The sequence below is a fragment of the Enterococcus sp. DIV0691 genome, from assembly GCF_051711145.1.
In the GTDB taxonomy this organism is placed as follows: domain Bacteria; phylum Bacillota; class Bacilli; order Lactobacillales; family Enterococcaceae; genus Enterococcus_B; species Enterococcus_B hirae.
The window spans coordinates 121,623-137,819 of record NZ_JBIOLY010000001.1; the positions used below are offsets into that span (position 1 = coordinate 121,623).

Annotated in this window: 16 protein-coding genes; 11 read left to right on the forward strand and 5 right to left on the reverse strand. The window is 34.9% G+C overall.

Going from position 1 to position 16,197, the window contains the following annotated elements; all coding sequences use genetic code 11:
* The first annotated feature begins 10 nt into the window (after positions 1 to 10).
* Positions 11 to 2,428 (forward strand): BspA family leucine-rich repeat surface protein, encoded by a 2,418-nt coding sequence (locus IGJ11_RS00605; RefSeq protein ID WP_063626409.1) that lies wholly within the window; start codon positions 11 to 13, stop codon positions 2,426 to 2,428.
* A gap of 219 nt (positions 2,429 to 2,647) precedes the next feature.
* Here IGJ11_RS00605 and IGJ11_RS00610 read toward each other — a convergent pair whose 3' ends face one another.
* Positions 2,648 to 3,094 (reverse strand): YueI family protein, encoded by a 447-nt coding sequence (locus IGJ11_RS00610; RefSeq protein WP_010720405.1) that lies wholly within the window; start codon positions 3,092 to 3,094, stop codon positions 2,648 to 2,650.
* Between the two features lie 145 nt (positions 3,095 to 3,239).
* Between IGJ11_RS00610 and IGJ11_RS00615 the strand changes: the two genes are divergently transcribed.
* The 5 genes from IGJ11_RS00615 to IGJ11_RS00635 all read left to right on the forward strand — a co-directional run bounded on the left by IGJ11_RS00615 (position 3,240) and on the right by IGJ11_RS00635 (position 8,348).
* Positions 3,240 to 4,190, forward strand: coding sequence for an ABC transporter permease (locus IGJ11_RS00615; protein WP_010736816.1), 951 nt, complete (start codon positions 3,240 to 3,242; stop codon positions 4,188 to 4,190).
* Positions 4,183 to 5,139, forward strand: coding sequence for an iron chelate uptake ABC transporter family permease subunit (locus IGJ11_RS00620; protein ID WP_178286973.1), 957 nt, complete (start codon positions 4,183 to 4,185; stop codon positions 5,137 to 5,139). The genes IGJ11_RS00615 and IGJ11_RS00620 overlap by 8 nt, the downstream gene beginning before the upstream one ends.
* The gene (locus tag IGJ11_RS00625; protein ID WP_096709751.1) at positions 5,136 to 5,891 is read left to right on the forward strand and encodes an iron ABC transporter ATP-binding protein; all 756 of its coding nucleotides are present in this window, start codon (positions 5,136 to 5,138) and stop codon (positions 5,889 to 5,891) included. Before IGJ11_RS00620 ends, IGJ11_RS00625 begins: the two co-directional genes overlap by 4 nt.
* A 21-nt stretch (positions 5,892 to 5,912) precedes the next feature.
* Entirely contained in the window at positions 5,913 to 6,866 is a 954-nt protein-coding gene (locus IGJ11_RS00630) for a siderophore ABC transporter substrate-binding protein (protein WP_178286969.1), read from the forward strand.
* Between the two features lie 276 nt (positions 6,867 to 7,142).
* A complete protein-coding gene (locus IGJ11_RS00635; protein WP_207431802.1) occupies positions 7,143 to 8,348 on the forward strand; it encodes a hypothetical protein in 1,206 nt (401 codons plus the stop codon).
* 327 nt (positions 8,349 to 8,675) lie between these two features.
* Here the strand turns inward: IGJ11_RS00635 and IGJ11_RS00640 are convergent, their stop codons facing one another.
* Positions 8,676 to 8,972 carry a hypothetical protein gene (locus tag IGJ11_RS00640; protein WP_010736821.1) on the reverse strand — a complete coding sequence of 99 codons (297 nt, stop codon included), beginning with the start codon at positions 8,970 to 8,972 and terminating at the stop codon, positions 8,676 to 8,678.
* 237 nt (positions 8,973 to 9,209) lie between these two features.
* Between IGJ11_RS00640 and IGJ11_RS00645 the strand changes: the two genes are divergently transcribed.
* The 3 genes from IGJ11_RS00645 (at position 9,210) to IGJ11_RS00655 (ending at position 11,133) form a co-directional block, all read left to right on the forward strand.
* The gene (locus IGJ11_RS00645; protein WP_010720398.1) at positions 9,210 to 9,779 is read left to right on the forward strand and encodes a GNAT family N-acetyltransferase; all 570 of its coding nucleotides are present in this window, start codon (positions 9,210 to 9,212) and stop codon (positions 9,777 to 9,779) included.
* A 72-nt stretch (positions 9,780 to 9,851) separates the two neighbouring features.
* A complete protein-coding gene (locus IGJ11_RS00650) occupies positions 9,852 to 10,208 on the forward strand; it encodes an iron-sulfur cluster biosynthesis family protein (protein ID WP_010736822.1) in 357 nt (118 codons plus the stop codon).
* 25 nt (positions 10,209 to 10,233) lie between these two features.
* Positions 10,234 to 11,133 carry a metallophosphoesterase gene (locus IGJ11_RS00655; RefSeq protein WP_207431803.1) on the forward strand — a complete coding sequence of 300 codons (900 nt, stop codon included), beginning with the start codon at positions 10,234 to 10,236 and terminating at the stop codon, positions 11,131 to 11,133.
* Between the two features lie 334 nt (positions 11,134 to 11,467).
* Here the strand turns inward: IGJ11_RS00655 and IGJ11_RS00660 are convergent, their stop codons facing one another.
* From IGJ11_RS00660 to IGJ11_RS00670, 3 genes are all read right to left on the reverse strand, one after another.
* Positions 11,468 to 12,613: a hypothetical protein gene (locus IGJ11_RS00660; RefSeq protein ID WP_010720395.1), complete on the reverse strand. Its 1,146-nt coding sequence runs from the start codon at positions 12,611 to 12,613 to the stop codon at positions 11,468 to 11,470.
* Between the two features lie 142 nt (positions 12,614 to 12,755).
* Positions 12,756 to 13,868: a hypothetical protein gene (locus tag IGJ11_RS00665; RefSeq protein ID WP_207431804.1), complete on the reverse strand. Its 1,113-nt coding sequence runs from the start codon at positions 13,866 to 13,868 to the stop codon at positions 12,756 to 12,758.
* Between the two features lie 134 nt (positions 13,869 to 14,002).
* Complete coding sequence (locus tag IGJ11_RS00670; RefSeq protein ID WP_010720393.1) at positions 14,003 to 14,737, reverse strand: MIP/aquaporin family protein; 735 nt, start codon at positions 14,735 to 14,737, stop codon at positions 14,003 to 14,005.
* A gap of 314 nt (positions 14,738 to 15,051) precedes the next feature.
* On the opposite strand from IGJ11_RS00670, the gene IGJ11_RS00675 reads away from it, so the two are divergent.
* Positions 15,052 to 15,468 (forward strand): CidA/LrgA family protein, encoded by a 417-nt coding sequence (locus tag IGJ11_RS00675; RefSeq protein ID WP_010720392.1) that lies wholly within the window; start codon positions 15,052 to 15,054, stop codon positions 15,466 to 15,468.
* Positions 15,461 to 16,162, forward strand: coding sequence for an LrgB family protein (locus IGJ11_RS00680; RefSeq protein WP_010720391.1), 702 nt, complete (start codon positions 15,461 to 15,463; stop codon positions 16,160 to 16,162). Before IGJ11_RS00675 ends, IGJ11_RS00680 begins: the two co-directional genes overlap by 8 nt.
* The last annotated feature ends 35 nt before the right edge of the window (positions 16,163 to 16,197 follow it).

Here is a 16,197-nt window from a genome sequence, read left to right on the forward strand (position 1 = left end):
GCTGACTGATTTGAGAAAAATAAAATATGTTTCGATCATGATGATTTTGTTAGGAAATATGGTTTATTATGGACAATCAGGCTTTGCAGATAGCCAAACAGAGCAAACAGCGACTGCCGTTGAAAACAACGACTTGAAGCAAGTAGTAGAATCGCCTACGGGAGGAATTCATCAGGGAGTCTATCAACACATCAACTATCTATTGAATGATTCAGAACTAACGCTGTCAGGATTGTCAGACAATACCCAAGTCCCAGCCATCGTGATTAATTCTTCATTTTTAGATGCTATTCAACCAAATATAAAAAAACTAATCTTATCTCCACAATTTTTGAGAGATATCAACAAAAATGAAGTGCATTCTTTGACGGTATCTGCTGATCTTCCTTTCGCCCCTTGTATTGCTAGTGATCAGGGAAATAGTGTCAACTTGTCACAAGTATTTTTTAGAAATCAAACACTTAGAAATGTTGATTTTGGGCAGACTGATTTTAGTCAAGTGACTAATACAAGTGAAATGTTTAAAAACTGTGCGCAATTACAATCTGTAAAGATCAACAAACTTGATGCGACTAATCTATCAGGTATGTTTATGAATTGTCCGAATTTAACACAAGTGACAATCTTAGAAAATGAAATGCCAGAAGATTTGAGTGATATGTTTAATGATTGTCCACAGTTAACAAAAATTGAGGGAATCAACAATTGGAAGACAACCATGATTAAAAGTGTCAAAGGATTCGTCACTAATTGTCACGCATTAAAAAATTTAGATTTAAGTCATTGGCCAGTTTCATTGCAGAATCAATTGCAAGAACAACTAGCAAACAGTGTCATTTTAAAAGACCTAATGAATGAACATTCTATTGAGGGAAGTTATGTAGCGACATCGCCTGTAGATCAAATAACTTCCTCTGTTACAGCAGCAACCGGTACTGTATCGGAATGGCAATATCAGTTGACGCCACAAAAGGATCGTTATCTTTTAACGAAATACATTGGAAAGAGCCAAGAAATCGTTGTGCCTACAGTAATCAATGGAAAGCCGACTATTTTGAACAATATCAACACTGCAGTTTTCCCTAATTATAAATCGATTACCAGTTTTAAAATTGCTTCGGGGAATAAAGTACCAATTCAAACGACAGATTTAAGACATGCTTTTCAATTTTGGTCGAATTTAAAGGAAGTAGATTTGACGGGATTGGATGTTAGTACAGTGACAAACACAGGAGCGATGTTTGCTAATGATCCCCTTTTAACTAAAGCAAATCTGAGTGGTTGGGATACTTCCCATATTATAGATATGAATTATATGTTCAATGCAGATCGAAAATTACAAGAATTAGAACTAGCAAATTGGGATGTTCGTCAAGTAGTAAATATGGATCATATGTTTTCTTATTTATCTAGTGTAAAAAAATTAGATTTGAGCTCTTTTCAAACCGAAAAAGTAAAGATTATGAACAGCATGTTTCTTGGCATGAATGAGTTAAACTTATTAGATTTAAGACAATTTGATCTGACGAATGTCACTGATACTACTAATATCTTTACTACAGACAACAAGACTCCACTATTAGTTATTGCCAAAGATAATAAACTATTGAATTATAATTATCTTTCAAATAATCGGATAATCGCTGGTCCTACTTTTGATGCCAACGGGGGAACGTTTGAAGATAATAGTATAACAAAACACTATTTCCAATCTGTTGCGGTTTCTCCTACCGATCCTAAACTACAAATGGCAACACTTGATCAATTCAAAGCTACTCTAGTCGCTGAGAAACCAAATAGCATTTTTATCGGCTGGAACATAAAAGAAGGGGGCAGTGGAAATCAGGTGACAGACTTACTCAATACGACTTATCAAGCCATCTGGTCACCATTACCAGAAATGCCATCTCCTTCAGACAATATGAGACCGGGAACAACAAGTTCATTTGGACTTTCTTATATCCCTAAGAAATTTAGCTTTCTTGAAACACCATTAAAAGAATCAGGAGAGCAATATATTCCATTTATTAAACAAACTTCTTTTGATGTCGGTGTATGTGATGAGAGTCAAACTAATAATAGTTGGTCACTACAAGCGCAACTTGTTTGGGATAGCGCTCAGGAGATTCCAACAAGCTCGATCGTCCTAACTAACCAAGGTATCGTGAAGAAAAATATCAATGATGGAAATGCGCCATTTAATCCTAGTACGGACTTGGTTGATTGTGGTAGTGAAGTCCAAGGTACTATTTCACCAGAAATAAAAACGGATAGCCCAACCGTTATAATGAAAGCTACTCAAGCAATTCATACCTCTGTCTATAATTATGATTTAGGAAATGTCTCGCTCAAAATCACTGATGCAAAGGTAGCACAACCCGGAAATTATACGGGGCACGTTGAATGGAATTTAGTTAATGCCCCTTAAAATTGATTGAATAGTTATGAAGATCAAAAGAAATTAGCTATGGGATAACATAGGTGAAAGATTTTTTACTGAATGAGGTATGTTGTAGATTGAAAATAGTGTTCAACGCCAAAAAAAGAGAAGATACTTAAATTGCTTGTCAATTTTAGTATCTTCTCTTTTTTAGAGATTGTTTTGAGTATCATGCCTTTTATGGGGAATATGACAGTCAGCATAAGCTTAAAATAGTCGTTCCCAAAAGCTTTTTTTCTTCGGCTGTTCTTTTGGAGAAAGAGACTCTTGTTTGGGATATTTCTTTTCTACATCAATGACTGGCTCGTTGACCGCTTCTTTAGCAGCGACTAATAAACCAAAGCTATTGGGATCATCAGATACATAATCATTAACGATCGTAAAGCGTACATTTTGTTTGGTAGCAAGTTGGATATATTGATTCTGGATCGTTAAAGGTAGCGAGCCATTCAGAAGAACCGTAACATCGGGTTGTTTTTCGATTTCTTTGAGAAAGTTTTCTTTGTTTATAGGATCTTTCATCTCAGCTACAGTCATACTTAAATAGCAACGTTCACGGAATGTCCCCATATATTTATGTTGTTCCTCCGGATTAACTAATGGTGTACCATACATCCCCTTATCTAAGTGGCTTTGTACATCATCTTTTGACATCAAAATATCCTCCTTTTCATTGTATAGCTAATAAAAGTATAACATACAAACAATTGAAGTTTGAAAGGAAAAAAAGCGGTTGCTTTTGTTCATCTGTTCACTTAGAATAAGAATGAGAATCATTATCAATTACAGGAGGGGTTTGATGCGCTACGGTTGGCTCATAGGGTTGTTAGGTTTACTGACTATCAGCTCATTATTTATTGGTGTCTCAACGATTCAAGTAATTGATTTGCTTCAATTCAAAGGACAAAGCACGCAATTGTTTCTTGCCACTCGTCTGCCACGAACGGTTTGCCTGATCCTTGCAGGAGCAACTAGCAGTATTTGTGGCTTGATCATGCAACATTTGACGCAAAATAAATTTGTTTCGCCTACTACAGCTGGAACGATGGATAGTGCAAGATTGGGTATTTTAGTGGTGATGCTTTTTTTACCAAATGCACCGTTGCTTTTACGTTCATTTACCGCTTTTTTGTTTGCTTTTGGTGGGACACTTTTATTTCTTTTTTTGGCACAAACGTTACCTCAAAAGAATCAACTGATGTTACCATTGATCGGTGTCATGTTAGGTAATATCATCGGCTCCATTGCCACTTTTTTTGCCTATCAATTTCAATTGATCCAAAATATGTCTTCTTGGTTACAGGGGAATTTTGCCACGATTATACGTGGAAATTATGAATTGCTTTATGTAACCGTTCCATTATTAATCGTTATTTCTTTCTTTGCTTATCGATTTACGATTGTTGGATTGGGGGAGTCATTTGCGGTCAATTTAGGGATTGACTATAAAAAAATGCAGTTACTAGGGATCGGTCTCGTTTCTTTGGCTAGTGCGATTGTTTTGATCATGGTGGGAAGTATTCCATTTTTAGGGGTAATCATTCCAAATATCACAGCCCGTTTATATGGAGATCAAGTACATAAAACAATTGGTATTACTGCATTGTTGGGAAGTGTTTTCTTACTTTTTTGTGATATCGTTGCTCGCTTGGTGATCTATCCTTACGAAATCCCAGTAAGTGTGATCGTGGGAATCTTCGGGGCTATTATTTTTCTCTATTTGTTGGTTAGGAGGAAAAAATATGCTTAAAAAAAGGGGCGTATTCATTGGACTGTTGCTTCTTGTCCTCTTAGTGATTATGAGCTATTTAACGATCAACACTTATGGAAATTGGCAATTTGCTTGGGCCTTACGGAGTAAAAAAATCGTTGCTTTTTTACTGGTTGCGTTAGCCACCAGTAGTGCCACGATCAGTTTTCAGACAATTACCCAAAATCAGTTTTTGACACCCTCAGTATTAGGACTAGATTCTCTCTATGTCTTAGTTCAAACGGTCCTTTTCTTTATCGTTGGGGGTGTGACCATGCTTCAGCAAACAGGGACTGGCTTTTTTTTGACAAATATTGCGTTAATGGTAGGTCTGAGTCAATTACTCTTTTTCTTTTTACTGAAGAGAGGGCAAACGAACTTGTTTTTGCTTTTGATGACTGGTGTCATCTTAGGGACTTTGTTCAGTAGTGTGAGTACATTTCTACAAGTGGTGATGGACCCAAACGAATATGATTTATTACAAGGAAAATTATTTGCTAGTTTTGGGAACATCCCTAGTCATTATCTAGTACCAGCAACTATATTGATTAGTGGTACATGGCTCTTTTTGTTTTATAAAAGTCGTTATTTAGATGTTTTTCATCTAGGGCAAGAGCAGGCAATCAATTTAGGAATCGATACAGAGCGATTTCAATTTTTAATCCTGTGCGGTGTCAGTCTTTTAACAGGGACAGCAACGGCATTAGTAGGACCATTAACTTTTTTAGGTTTTATTGTAGCGAATGTTAGTTATCGATTATTTGCGACTTATCGGCATCGAGAGTTGTTTTTAGGTAGTTTTTTGGTTGCGTTACTGTTTTTGGTGGGGGGACAACTGCTGGTTGAACAAATTTTTAAATGGAATACCACTGTCAGTGTCATCGTAGAATTTTCAGGAGGACTGTACTTTATGATCAAACTGATTCGAGAAAGGAAGACAATTGGATGATCGATTTAAAAAAGGTCAATAAAAGTTACCATGACAAACGGGTAGTCAAAGACGTCGATGTATCAATCCATGAACAAAGATTAACGGCTTTTATTGGTCCCAATGGTGCTGGTAAATCAACGGTTTTATCCATGATTAGTCGTTTGATTGCGAAAGATACTGGGGAAATCTATCTTGATCATAACGAAGTGAAAGCCTGGCGATCAAAAGAATTAGCTCAAAAATTAGCCATTTTACGCCAATCAAATGGCATTAGTATGCAAATCACAGTGGAAGAACTGGTAGAATTTGGGCGCTTTCCTTATACGAAAGGCAAGTTGACTACAAAAGATCAACTAATCGTGGCGGAATCTTTGCAACACTTAGGTTTAACCTCCTTAAAAAACCAGATGATTCATACGCTTTCGGGAGGGCAATTACAACGAGCTTATATAGCGATGGTGTTAGCCCAAGATACTGATTATATCTTACTTGATGAACCGTTAAATAATTTGGATATGAATTTTGCTGTTCAGATCATGCAAATTTTACAACACTTAGTTCGAGATTTAGGGAAAACGATCATTATTGTGCTTCATGATATCAATTTTGCAGCAAGCTATGCGGATGAGATCATTGCCATGAAAAATGGGGAACTGTTTATTCAAGGAGCCACCAATGAAATTATCCAAAAGAACATCTTAGATGAATTATATGAAATGGACATTCGAGTTTGCGAGATTGAAGGACGCAGATTCTGTCTTTATTTTTAAAATAGCAGAAGGAGAATCGGAATGAAAAAATTAGTTGTCAGTTTTTTATTAGTAGCAACAGTAGCGTTAGCAGCATGTGGTAGCAATGCGGGAAGTACTACGACAAATACGAAAACCAGTGGCGGAGAAGTTCAATCTTCTTTGACCGTAAAAGACAGTAATGGTGAGAAAATTGAAGTTAAACAAAAACCTCAAAAAGTCGTCGTCTTTGATAATGGTTCTTTAGATACTTTGGATGCATTAGGAGTGGGGGATAAAGTCGTTGGTGCGGCCTCTAAGAATTTACCAGACTATTTGGCAAAATATAAAGAAGTGGATTCCGCAGGCGGACTTAAAGAACCTGATTTAGAAAAAATCAACCAAATGCAACCTGATTTGATCATTATCTCAGGGAGACAAAGCGATTATCAAGAGGAATTAAACAAAATTGCGCCTACTTTATATTTAGCTGTTGATTCAAGCAAGCCATGGGAATCGATACAACAAAATGTTCAAACCTTAGGAAAGATTTTTGATCGAGAAGATCAAGCCGAGGCAGGACTTACCGATTTAACTAAAAAAATCAATGAGATAAAAGAAAAAACAAGTAATCTTGATCAAACTGCGTTAGTGACGTTAGTCAATGAAGGACAATTATCCGCCTATGGTTCAGGATCACGCTTCGGACTTGTTCATGATGTCTTTGGTTTTAAACAAGCAGATGAACATATTGAAGCTTCTACTCATGGACAAAGCGTCTCTTATGAATATGTATTAGACAAAAATCCTGGTATTCTTTTTGTGGTAGATCGTACGAAAGCGATCGGTGGCGATGACAGTAAGGATAATGTCGCTGCGAATGAGTTGATTGCACAAACGGATGCAGGTAAACATCATAAAGTGATTTCGCTACAGCCAGACGTTTGGTATCTAAGTGGTGGAGGCTTAGAATCCATGAAATTAATGATTGAAGATGTTGCTCAAGCCTTGAAATAAAGTAAAAACGAGATGGGACGATTGTTATCGGTCTCATTTTCTTTATATATAAAAAAATATTAGATTCTATAGATGGTGGAGTAATCTTTTTTATAGTCATAACGGGATGTGCTCACATTTATGTAAGCTTAGAACAACTATTTCTTTCTTGAGGAAAAAATTAATGAATATTATATCTTCAACTATGCTATATTTGTTAGCAACTCCCACTAATGAATCGAATAAAGTTTTTTAAATTATTCATCTTAATCTCTACATAGAAAGGAATTGAATTATATGGATGATTATCAACGTCGTTATGAGCTTTTAGCCCTGACCTTAGGGTTAAAACCTAATACCAACTTATACTATAGAATGGAAGATGCTGTCACAGAGCACAAGAGAGACGGTGATACTGGCACAGAGGACGAAGTGATGCTACTTTCTACCTACAAAAAAATGATTGAACAGGATACTGATGGGTTCTTTATTGATGAAAATAGGAAAGAACACATTCTTTCGTCATTAACAAAAACACTAGATTTTTGTAATGCACCAAGTACTGCTGCATCGTTACAAATACTAGAAAGTCTTAAAACAAATGATCCTACGTCATTTTTGATTGTACCACTTGCCTATCCTCTTTATGCTGGTAAAGGACATTGTTCTGGATTAATAATATATAAACAGGGAAATTGTTATGACGTAGTAATGGTTGATAAAGCGAAACAGTTTAATCATCAATTTCCTGTTGGACTTGTAACCATCTCTGATGAAAGAATAGACCAGCTTAATCATGTACTTTATTTAAGTAATAAGTTTTCTCTACCAACGATACAACCTTTCGAAGAATTAAAGAAATTAGTTCACATATCAACAAAAAAGTGTGTTTCTAGGCTTAACGTTGATATGTCACCTCAAAATGTTGGAAACTGCATTGTTAGCGAGGTAGAATCTACACTTAAAGTAGCTCTTTTTAACTGTCAAAAAAGTATTCTGTCATATTCTAATTCTAAACCAACATTGAGACCGAAATGGAACACTTGCCCTAATTCAACTTTAGAGATGAGAAAACGATTTCTTAAGGCTTTGAAAAGTAATCAACATGAACAAAATAAGTCTTTTGACTATATTTTTAACAATTATTATCTGAAGCGAAAAAATCATCCAAAAAATGTAAAATTACAACAGAAGATGATGAAATTAGAAAAAATACGAAGTCAAAGAAAAAATAATATATATAAAAAAATAAAATACATAGTTTTAAAAAGAAGATATAACAATATTTATAAAAGAAATTGGAGGCTTTATAAACGGAATAAAATTGTTGAAGAATTTAAAAAAGATTCTCGTATTGTAGGAATCAACAATGAACAAATGCCACCTTCTATACCTCAATTAAAAAAAATGGGAGATATTCTTACCTTACCTAGACAACAAAGAACTAAGCCTTCGTTACAATCATATGTTGTAAAGCAAGAGAAATACCTTTCTAGAACATAAGCTTGTTTAATAAAAGTACATTTTTTTTTTAAGGAAGATTAATGGTTATGGATTTGTATATAGATATATATATTTAGAAGATTTAAATAGGAGAAAAAATGAGACTGTCAGAAAATAATCTGTCAGTCTCTCTTTTGGTTATAAAGCAAGCTATTAGTAGCATTTAGGGAAGTCTGTCTTCAACATAAATTCATTTTCGACTTCATAAGGATTAATTCTAGGTTGATGCTGGGTAAATAATCGTGTGAAAAATTTTTTTATCATCTCGTTCGCCTCCTATGGTGTTGATAAGGATACTAAACGAATCATAAATAAAACTTAACTTTTTCACATTTTCGTTTCAGCTAATGTTTGGTAATTCAGAATCTTCATTGTACGATAAAATTCAGCTGGTAAATGTGCCCACCGTTTTAACAATTGGGAAAAATAACTTTTTCCGGCTTTGATTTTATACTCACCTAGTACCAAGCCAAAAGAAGGCATTAGTTTTTTTGATAATTGTTTAAATGTCGTGAGGGCTTGTTCTTTATCCTCGTTGACAAATAAGGTTTTTACTTCAATATAAGATCCTTCAATATTTTGGGTTTCTTCAATAAAATAGATTTTTTTCGTATATTCTCTCATAGGAACTCCTCCGATATCCATTGTATTTATTGGTTATTTCAACGATAACGAAAAGATGTTAATAAAACGTGAACAAAAAATTATTCTTTTTCAAGCAATGATTAAGGATTTTTTATTTTGAACTTTCCAGTCCTTTATTTTAGGCAGGTTTAAGAATTCTTTCGACGGAAGTAGTTGAAAGTTATAACAAATTTCGCTACAGTTAAGAAAACGAAAAAGCAAAAGGTGAGGATAGCGATGGAACAATTGATCAATCGAAATTTGGTTTTTGCGCAACATCAACGTATTGAAACAGAGCGCTTGATTTTACGCCCCGTTACATTAAATGATGCAAAAGACATGTATGACTATGCTCATGATGAAGAAACGACACGGTTTGTATTTCCAACACATCAATCCGTTGAAGATACGAAAAACAGCATCGCTAATTATTTTATGTCAGCACCTTTAGGGAAGTACGGTATTGAATTAAAAGAAAATCAACAATTCATCGGGACAATTGATTTAAGAGTACAAGAAAATGAAGATAACGCAGAGATCGGATATGCACTGAATAAGAACTATTGGGGAAGAGGATTTGTTCCAGAAGCGAGTCAAGCATTGATAAAATTAGGATTTGAAGAGTTAAACTTGGTTCGGATCTTTGCTTATCACGATGCAGAAAACCCTAAGTCGGGGCGTGTAATGGAAAAACTTGGGATGAAAAAAGAAGGAATCATCCCTGATGCAAGGCGTTTCAAAGGAAAAATCGTTTCAGTTGTCTTGCGAGGATTGACACGACAAGAATGGCAAGCAGGTAGAAGTTGATAAAGGTGTAGCATAAACAAGTTAGTTGCATCTGAGTTGTAAAATCATTAAGCTAAGTTTGAGGTGATAAGAATGGAATTATTACTAACAGATGAAGCAAAAGAAAAATTATTAGCACAACAAAATGAAGATGAACAGTTATTACTTGATATTGAAGACGGAGATGGTCCTTTTGCCGACAGTCGAGTAACTTGTCAGATTGATACATCCTTTCGTTTGATTCTCGTAAAGAAAGAGACAACAAAAGATTTGAGTTTATACTCTGTCAAAGTAGAAACAGCTGTTGGACCAATCTACATCAAAAAAAGTGCATTGATGTATCTAGATGATCCGACGACAATTGCAGTTGAACCGACTTATAAGAGTTTACAGTTAAAAGGCCCCAGTGGATTACTAAAAGGTAATCTTCAAATCATACATCACGAGTAGAAAATAGGAGACAGAAGGTAAGCGTATGGGAAACTTGGCAATTATCAGCGATTTACATGTAGATATCAATCAGTTTAATGAACAAGAATGGCTGATTTTGTGGAAGGTTCTCACAGACAAAGGGATCACACGGCTTCACTTAGCAGGAGATGTGGCGAATAAAGTCGATCTTTGCCAAGCAGTTGTTGAATTTTTTGCCAAAAAAGGAATTCCTACAACGTTCAACTTTGGGAACCATGAATTGGCAGATGTTGAGGGAGAAGAAATGATGAATCATTTCCCGGATTCTCACTTTTTAAATGAACGATATCTGGCGTTGAATAAGCAGACAGTCCTACTTGGGATGAATGGTTGGTATGATTATCAATTCTCAGAGTTAAAAGAAAATAAACAAATTCTGCGTATGAAGAACCTTTACTGGTATGATCGTTTTATTAAACGAGAGGGAAGTGACATTGAAGTCAACGCTCGAGTTCTGATAGCAATGAAAAAGTTACTAGACCAGTTAGAAGCCAAAAAACTGGACGTCATTTTAGCGACGCATTTCGTTCCTAAAAAAGACTTTATTGTTTATCAGAACGCTCCATACGAACGCTGGAACAACTTAAATGCTTTTTTAGGTTCCGCTTCTTTTGGACAACTATTAGATCAATACGATAATATCAAACAGGTTGTTTTTGGACATACCCATCGTCGTTTTGAAGATAAAATCATTCATGGTACCCGCTATAGTTGCCGTCCTTTTGGCTATTATTATGAATGGCAATTGACGAGGGAGTTTGTACGAAAAAATCACTTGATCGATAGTTATCATCCCATGAAGTTACGCACGCTATTACGAAAACACGACCCCGGGTTTAATCGCTACCGCAATGAACATTTGTATGAAGAGTTTGCAAAAGCCATGACGATCATTTCTTATTAGAAGGGTCGTCGTGGCTTTTTACAGGCGTACGGAGCAGGTGAAAGAATCGCAACAACAATCAAGGCCTTTTTTTGCACGATCTCGTGAGCAACTTTCCGAATGATTAAATTTTGTCTACTAATCTGATCATTTTTTTGATAGAACCATTCACACAGCAGTTATCTAGGTTATGGTTATTTAATCACATTAGAGAAGATATGTTTTTTAATCGCTAAAATGAAAATGGGACTGAAGAATGTACCGAACTTCAGAAGTTAGACTTTTGGTCTAACTTTTGGGGAGACTACAGAATCAATTCTGTTTCATTAATTCCATAAATTATAGAACTTTTATTTTAACGGTCACGTGTCCAATAGTTATTTTGCAAAGAAGCTTCATTAGACATAGTTTTAGCTGGCTGGGTTGCCTTTATAGATTCTATCTTTTTTTTATTTAAATTAAGATAAGGGTCCTGCATGATTTCTTTCGTGATATGGGCATAAATTATCTCTTGTTTTTGTTGAATTTGCCATTTTCTAATATGATATTTTATTCTAAGAAAAGGATTTTTTGAAGTTTTCCATTTTTTATTTATTTTGGGAAGAGACATTTTAGCGTGTTTTCTTTCTTCATAATATGAGTAAATGATGTCTAAAACTTTATTTTCATTGATATCATTACCTTTTAGTACATTCAAGAAACGTTGATTAGTCTCATAGCTAGCTTCTATCTTTTCCATAGGTTTTATACTTATATTATTTTTACGATGATCAATATCTTTATAAACATCCGTATGGCAACAAAATAAGGCTGTTTTAAAGGCTAGATTAACACCAGCAAAGATACAATTACCAACCATTTGCTTTTTTACTTTAATTTTTAAATCAGATGCTTTTGGTGAGACATATGAAATATCATCATTATTTGAAAGTTCTACGATCGCGTTTAAAATGCCATAGTTTTGCATTTTATTATAACTACCTACGGTTTTATTGGTGCTTTTGTTATCCAAGAGTACCTGGCTAAGTAATTGTAGTTTTGATTTAGGAATCTTTACATAGCTTCCCTGTCGCTCATTATAGTAACCGCCTTTATCTAATATGGCTACTGTATAATAGTCTTTCTTTTTATGTATGAGTAATCCGACACTATGTTTAGTGCCCTCACCTTCAGTAAGAAAGTTAGCAGAGGTAATGATAAAAGAAGTGTAATTATCGGATTTTAATCTTTCTAACAAGTGAACAATTTCAGTTACCATTTGAGTTTCATAAAAATCAATAGTATGTTGTAAGGATTCAATTACAGAGGCTTTGTGTTCTTTAGCAACGAAGAAATTATCTGAATCTTTTAAGATCATCTTCTGATAATTAGAGAATAGTAATTGATAAAATTCTTTAGCATCGGGTCCACTAGAATGGAAGACATTGCTATCTTTTAGACCTAAGAATAAGGCCAGTAATTCTGCTTTTTTTTCAGTACTACTTAGATTTTTTTCAGACATTTTTAATACACCTCGTGCTTATAGTTTTAATTATGTAACAATGAAATTGATGCTTGCAGTTGTAAAAAGTCTACCTCCTTAGATAAGTGTAAGCTTTGAGACTGTTTGCGCACAAGCAGATTATTGATTTACAATGTTTCCTTTAGCGAATGAATACGTCTTTTGGCGCCATTTTTTCGGTTCTTGTTTCGTTAGCTCTCCTATTTTTTTCGCTAGTTATTTTTTCAAAATTATCGATCATATTTTTGGTATTACCATCTTTTGGATATGCTCCTGTCTCCTGATCTTCTATAATTGCTTTGTTTAGGTATGTCGGTCCCTCTATTTTTAAGATTTTTTGAATTTCGTTATGATCGGTAAACATTTTTTTGATTGCTTCATGTATTCTGTTTTTTTCTGCTGCTAAAGGTTCCTTGATCGCATTCGCTAGTTTTCTCAGTTTGTACAGTTCAAATAAATAATCAAGATGAGGAGATTCCCCATATTCTGCTTTGATCGCAGTTAAAAGACGTTGATGCATCTCAAAAGTATCACTCCATTTTATTTTTTTTCTACTTTGAGAAGCGAGAAGGTCATGGCGGCAATGTAAGAGCGCAGTTTTTGCAGTAGCTTCTATTTCTTTGACCACACAATTTCCTTCTTTTTGTTCATGCATCGTATAGTCTAGTGACGAAAAGCTGTTGGAAGAGGAATGGTCAATAATTCTGTACAGAATATCATAACAAGTTTCGAGTTTAGGATGATCTCTCTGTGCAAACAATTCTTTACAAAGGGGAGCCATTTTCTCCGAAGAAATTTTAACCATATTTACAGATGAATTTGACAGGTGCTTCCTTTTATCCACTAGAATAATTCTATAGTTTTTCGTTTCTTTGTAGATGAGTGCTCCGGAAACATGACCACTTTTTTTATTTTTCTTTATACTATAAGATAAGGGCAAAAGAATAAAATCTCGAGGATCATTTGAAACCATCCGCTTTAAAGTATGAAAAAGTTGTGTGTGACGAGTAAAAGAATAGAAATCCTTGCTTCGGTTGAGTGACTGAATCATTTTTAATTTGTCTTGCTTACGTACAAAAAATTCTTGTTCATCTTGTTGGATCATTTTAATATAAATAGAAAATAAAAGTGGGTAATTCACTTTATCATCTTCCGGAGACCATCTATTATTTTTCTTTAATGATAAAGAAAGAGCAAATATATCAAGATGTCGTTGAAGCTCTGTTTCGTAAGGCATAGGAGTTCCTCCATTCATAAAATAAATAGTAAAGTCTGCGATTTATTTTGCGTGCTTACTTAGTATGACATAGGTTAAAAGAGGACAGAAATCAATTTTTTCTCCAAATAAAAAAACTTGGAATCGAAGTGATTCCAAGTTTTTTTGATAAATTAAGCCATAAATAAGAATTTGTATAAGAAAACAGCAACGATACCAGCACAAATCGGTGCAACAACAGGTACCCATGCATAACCCCATTGTGATGAACCTTTATGTTTTAATGGTAACAATGCGTGGACTAAACGTGGTGCGAAGTCACGTGCTGGGTTCAAACCAGGTCCAGTAGGTCCGCCGAGAGAAGCAACTAACGTCCATACTAAGAAACCAAGAGCTAAGTGTGCTGTACCAAGATTGTCTTGGAAGAAAGGTGCTTTAGTAATTCCTAGTGCACCAAAGAATAAAACAAATGATCCAAAGAATTCATTAACAAAACCATTGAATTTAGAACCAACACTGTTGATTGTTGAGAAAGTACCTAATACATGGTTTACATCGTCTGTTTGATCATAATAAGGTTTGTAGCAAGCTACAACGATCAATTGCCCAATTGCGGCACCAATCAATTGAGCAGCAATATAAGGTAATACTTCAGCCCATGGGAATAAACCATTTGAGGCAAGAGCAATTGTGAACGCTGGGTTAATATGATTTCCACTGATACCACCAAAAATCATTGCTGGCATCATTACACCACAGCCATAACCTACAGCGATCAACATCCAGTCACTTCCATAACCTTTTGTTCCTTTTAAATCTACGTTTGCTACAGCACCATTCCCAAGAATGATTAATAAAGCTGTACCGATCATTTCCGCCACAAGACGGGTCATAAGTGAATAATCCATATATACCTCCAAAATTTATAAAAATGCAAAAAAAAAGAAACAACAACACAATAGGTGTAGTGCTTCGCATCCGACGTTTTTATTGGTCATAAATAAGTGCAGATAAAAAAATGATTTCTATGTATAAAAGAAATCTGACCAACTTCCAAAACAACGTACGGAACTTTCCCACAAAACACCAACCTTAATTATAAATATACCAAAAAAAAACGACTATATTTTTCAAATATTGTACTTTAGAAACAGCACAATTTGAAAATTTCAGAAAAATATTGTTAGTAAAATGAAAGCTAACAATAAGGAGTGTTTCATAGATGAAATTTTTTCAAGAATTTTTTATTATCCTCTTTTTCTCAGTTTTAGGTGAAGGAACTCGTGTATTGTTCCATTTACCAATTCCTGGAAGTATCCTAGGTATCTTATTTTTGTTCCTAGCTTTTGAGATGCGACTAGTAAAGCCTGAGCATTTAGGAGGAACAGGTGATTTTTTATTAAATAATTTAACGATTTTATTCGTCCCGGCAGGGGTAGGTTTACTTGACTATTTTGGTGATATTGCGACAATTTGGCCTATTTTATTAGGTGCGGTAGTGATCTGTTCGATCGTAACGATGGTCGTAGCAGGCAAAACGGCAGAAGTAGTAGAAAAAATGTTACAATCTGTTCAATTGAAACAAACAAGTAGCCAAAAGTTGCAGAAAATCAAAAGGAAGGAGCAACAAATTGACTGAATTTATTCGTAACCCATTATTTGGATTAAGCTTAACGTTAGGTGTCTACGTATTATCAGATAAATTTTTACGCAAGTATAAATTGCCAATTATCAATCCGTTGGTATTGTCTATTTTAGTGATCATTCTTTTTCTTCATTTTTCTGGAATCAGTTACCAGGATTATAATGTGGGTGGGAATTTTTTGACCATGATGATTACGCCAGCAACAGTTGCATTAGCTATTCCCTTATATAAAAATTTTCATTTGCTAAAAGAAAATTTTTTCCCAGTCATTGCGGCAATCTTAGCGGGGATCGTAGCTAATTGCTTAGTCAGTGTGGGTATTGGCTATTTATTTACATTAAAAAAAGCGATGGTCATTTCTCTGCTACCTAAATCAGTGACAACAGCGATATCTGTTGATCTTTCTCATACGATGGGAGGAATCAATGCGGTCACGCTTGCAATTGTTGTTTCTACTGGTATCTTTGGGTCGTTGATCGCTACTCATATCTTTCGTCTTTTTAAGATCAGCAGTCCGATTGCTAAGGGGGTTGCGTTAGGAAGTACCTCTCATGCGATTGGTACAGCAAAGGCAATCGAATTGGGTGAGATCGAAGGGATTATTTCAGGCTTAGCCATTGGCGTCAATGGCATGCTGACCGTCTTTTTATTACCATTATTATTTCAGTTTTTTACTAACCTGTTTTGATGTTGTTTCCCAGGATTTATGCTACAATGAAAAAA

Bases quoted from the DNA above. Each gene is read 5' to 3' on its own strand.
- IGJ11_RS00625 (WP_096709751.1), top strand. From the start codon at position 5,136: ATGATCGATTTAAAAAAGGTCAATAAAAGTTACCATGACAAACGGGTA.
- IGJ11_RS00640 (WP_010736821.1), bottom strand. From the start codon at position 8,972: ATGAGAGAATATACGAAAAAAATCTATTTTATTGAAGAAACCCAAAAT.
- IGJ11_RS00620 (WP_178286973.1), top strand. From the start codon at position 4,183: ATGCTTAAAAAAAGGGGCGTATTCATTGGACTGTTGCTTCTTGTCCTC.
- IGJ11_RS00660 (WP_010720395.1), bottom strand. From the start codon at position 12,613: ATGTCTGAAAAAAATCTAAGTAGTACTGAAAAAAAAGCAGAATTACTG.
- IGJ11_RS00645 (WP_010720398.1), top strand. From the start codon at position 9,210: ATGGAACAATTGATCAATCGAAATTTGGTTTTTGCGCAACATCAACGT.
- IGJ11_RS00665 (WP_207431804.1), bottom strand. From the start codon at position 13,868: ATGAATGGAGGAACTCCTATGCCTTACGAAACAGAGCTTCAACGACAT.
- IGJ11_RS00670 (WP_010720393.1), bottom strand. From the start codon at position 14,737: ATGGATTATTCACTTATGACCCGTCTTGTGGCGGAAATGATCGGTACA.
- IGJ11_RS00610 (WP_010720405.1), bottom strand. From the start codon at position 3,094: ATGTCAAAAGATGATGTACAAAGCCACTTAGATAAGGGGATGTATGGT.
- IGJ11_RS00635 (WP_207431802.1), top strand. From the start codon at position 7,143: ATGGATGATTATCAACGTCGTTATGAGCTTTTAGCCCTGACCTTAGGG.
- IGJ11_RS00650 (WP_010736822.1), top strand. From the start codon at position 9,852: ATGGAATTATTACTAACAGATGAAGCAAAAGAAAAATTATTAGCACAA.
- IGJ11_RS00675 (WP_010720392.1), top strand. From the start codon at position 15,052: ATGAAATTTTTTCAAGAATTTTTTATTATCCTCTTTTTCTCAGTTTTA.
- IGJ11_RS00615 (WP_010736816.1), top strand. From the start codon at position 3,240: ATGCGCTACGGTTGGCTCATAGGGTTGTTAGGTTTACTGACTATCAGC.
- IGJ11_RS00655 (WP_207431803.1), top strand. From the start codon at position 10,234: ATGGGAAACTTGGCAATTATCAGCGATTTACATGTAGATATCAATCAG.
- IGJ11_RS00630 (WP_178286969.1), top strand. From the start codon at position 5,913: ATGAAAAAATTAGTTGTCAGTTTTTTATTAGTAGCAACAGTAGCGTTA.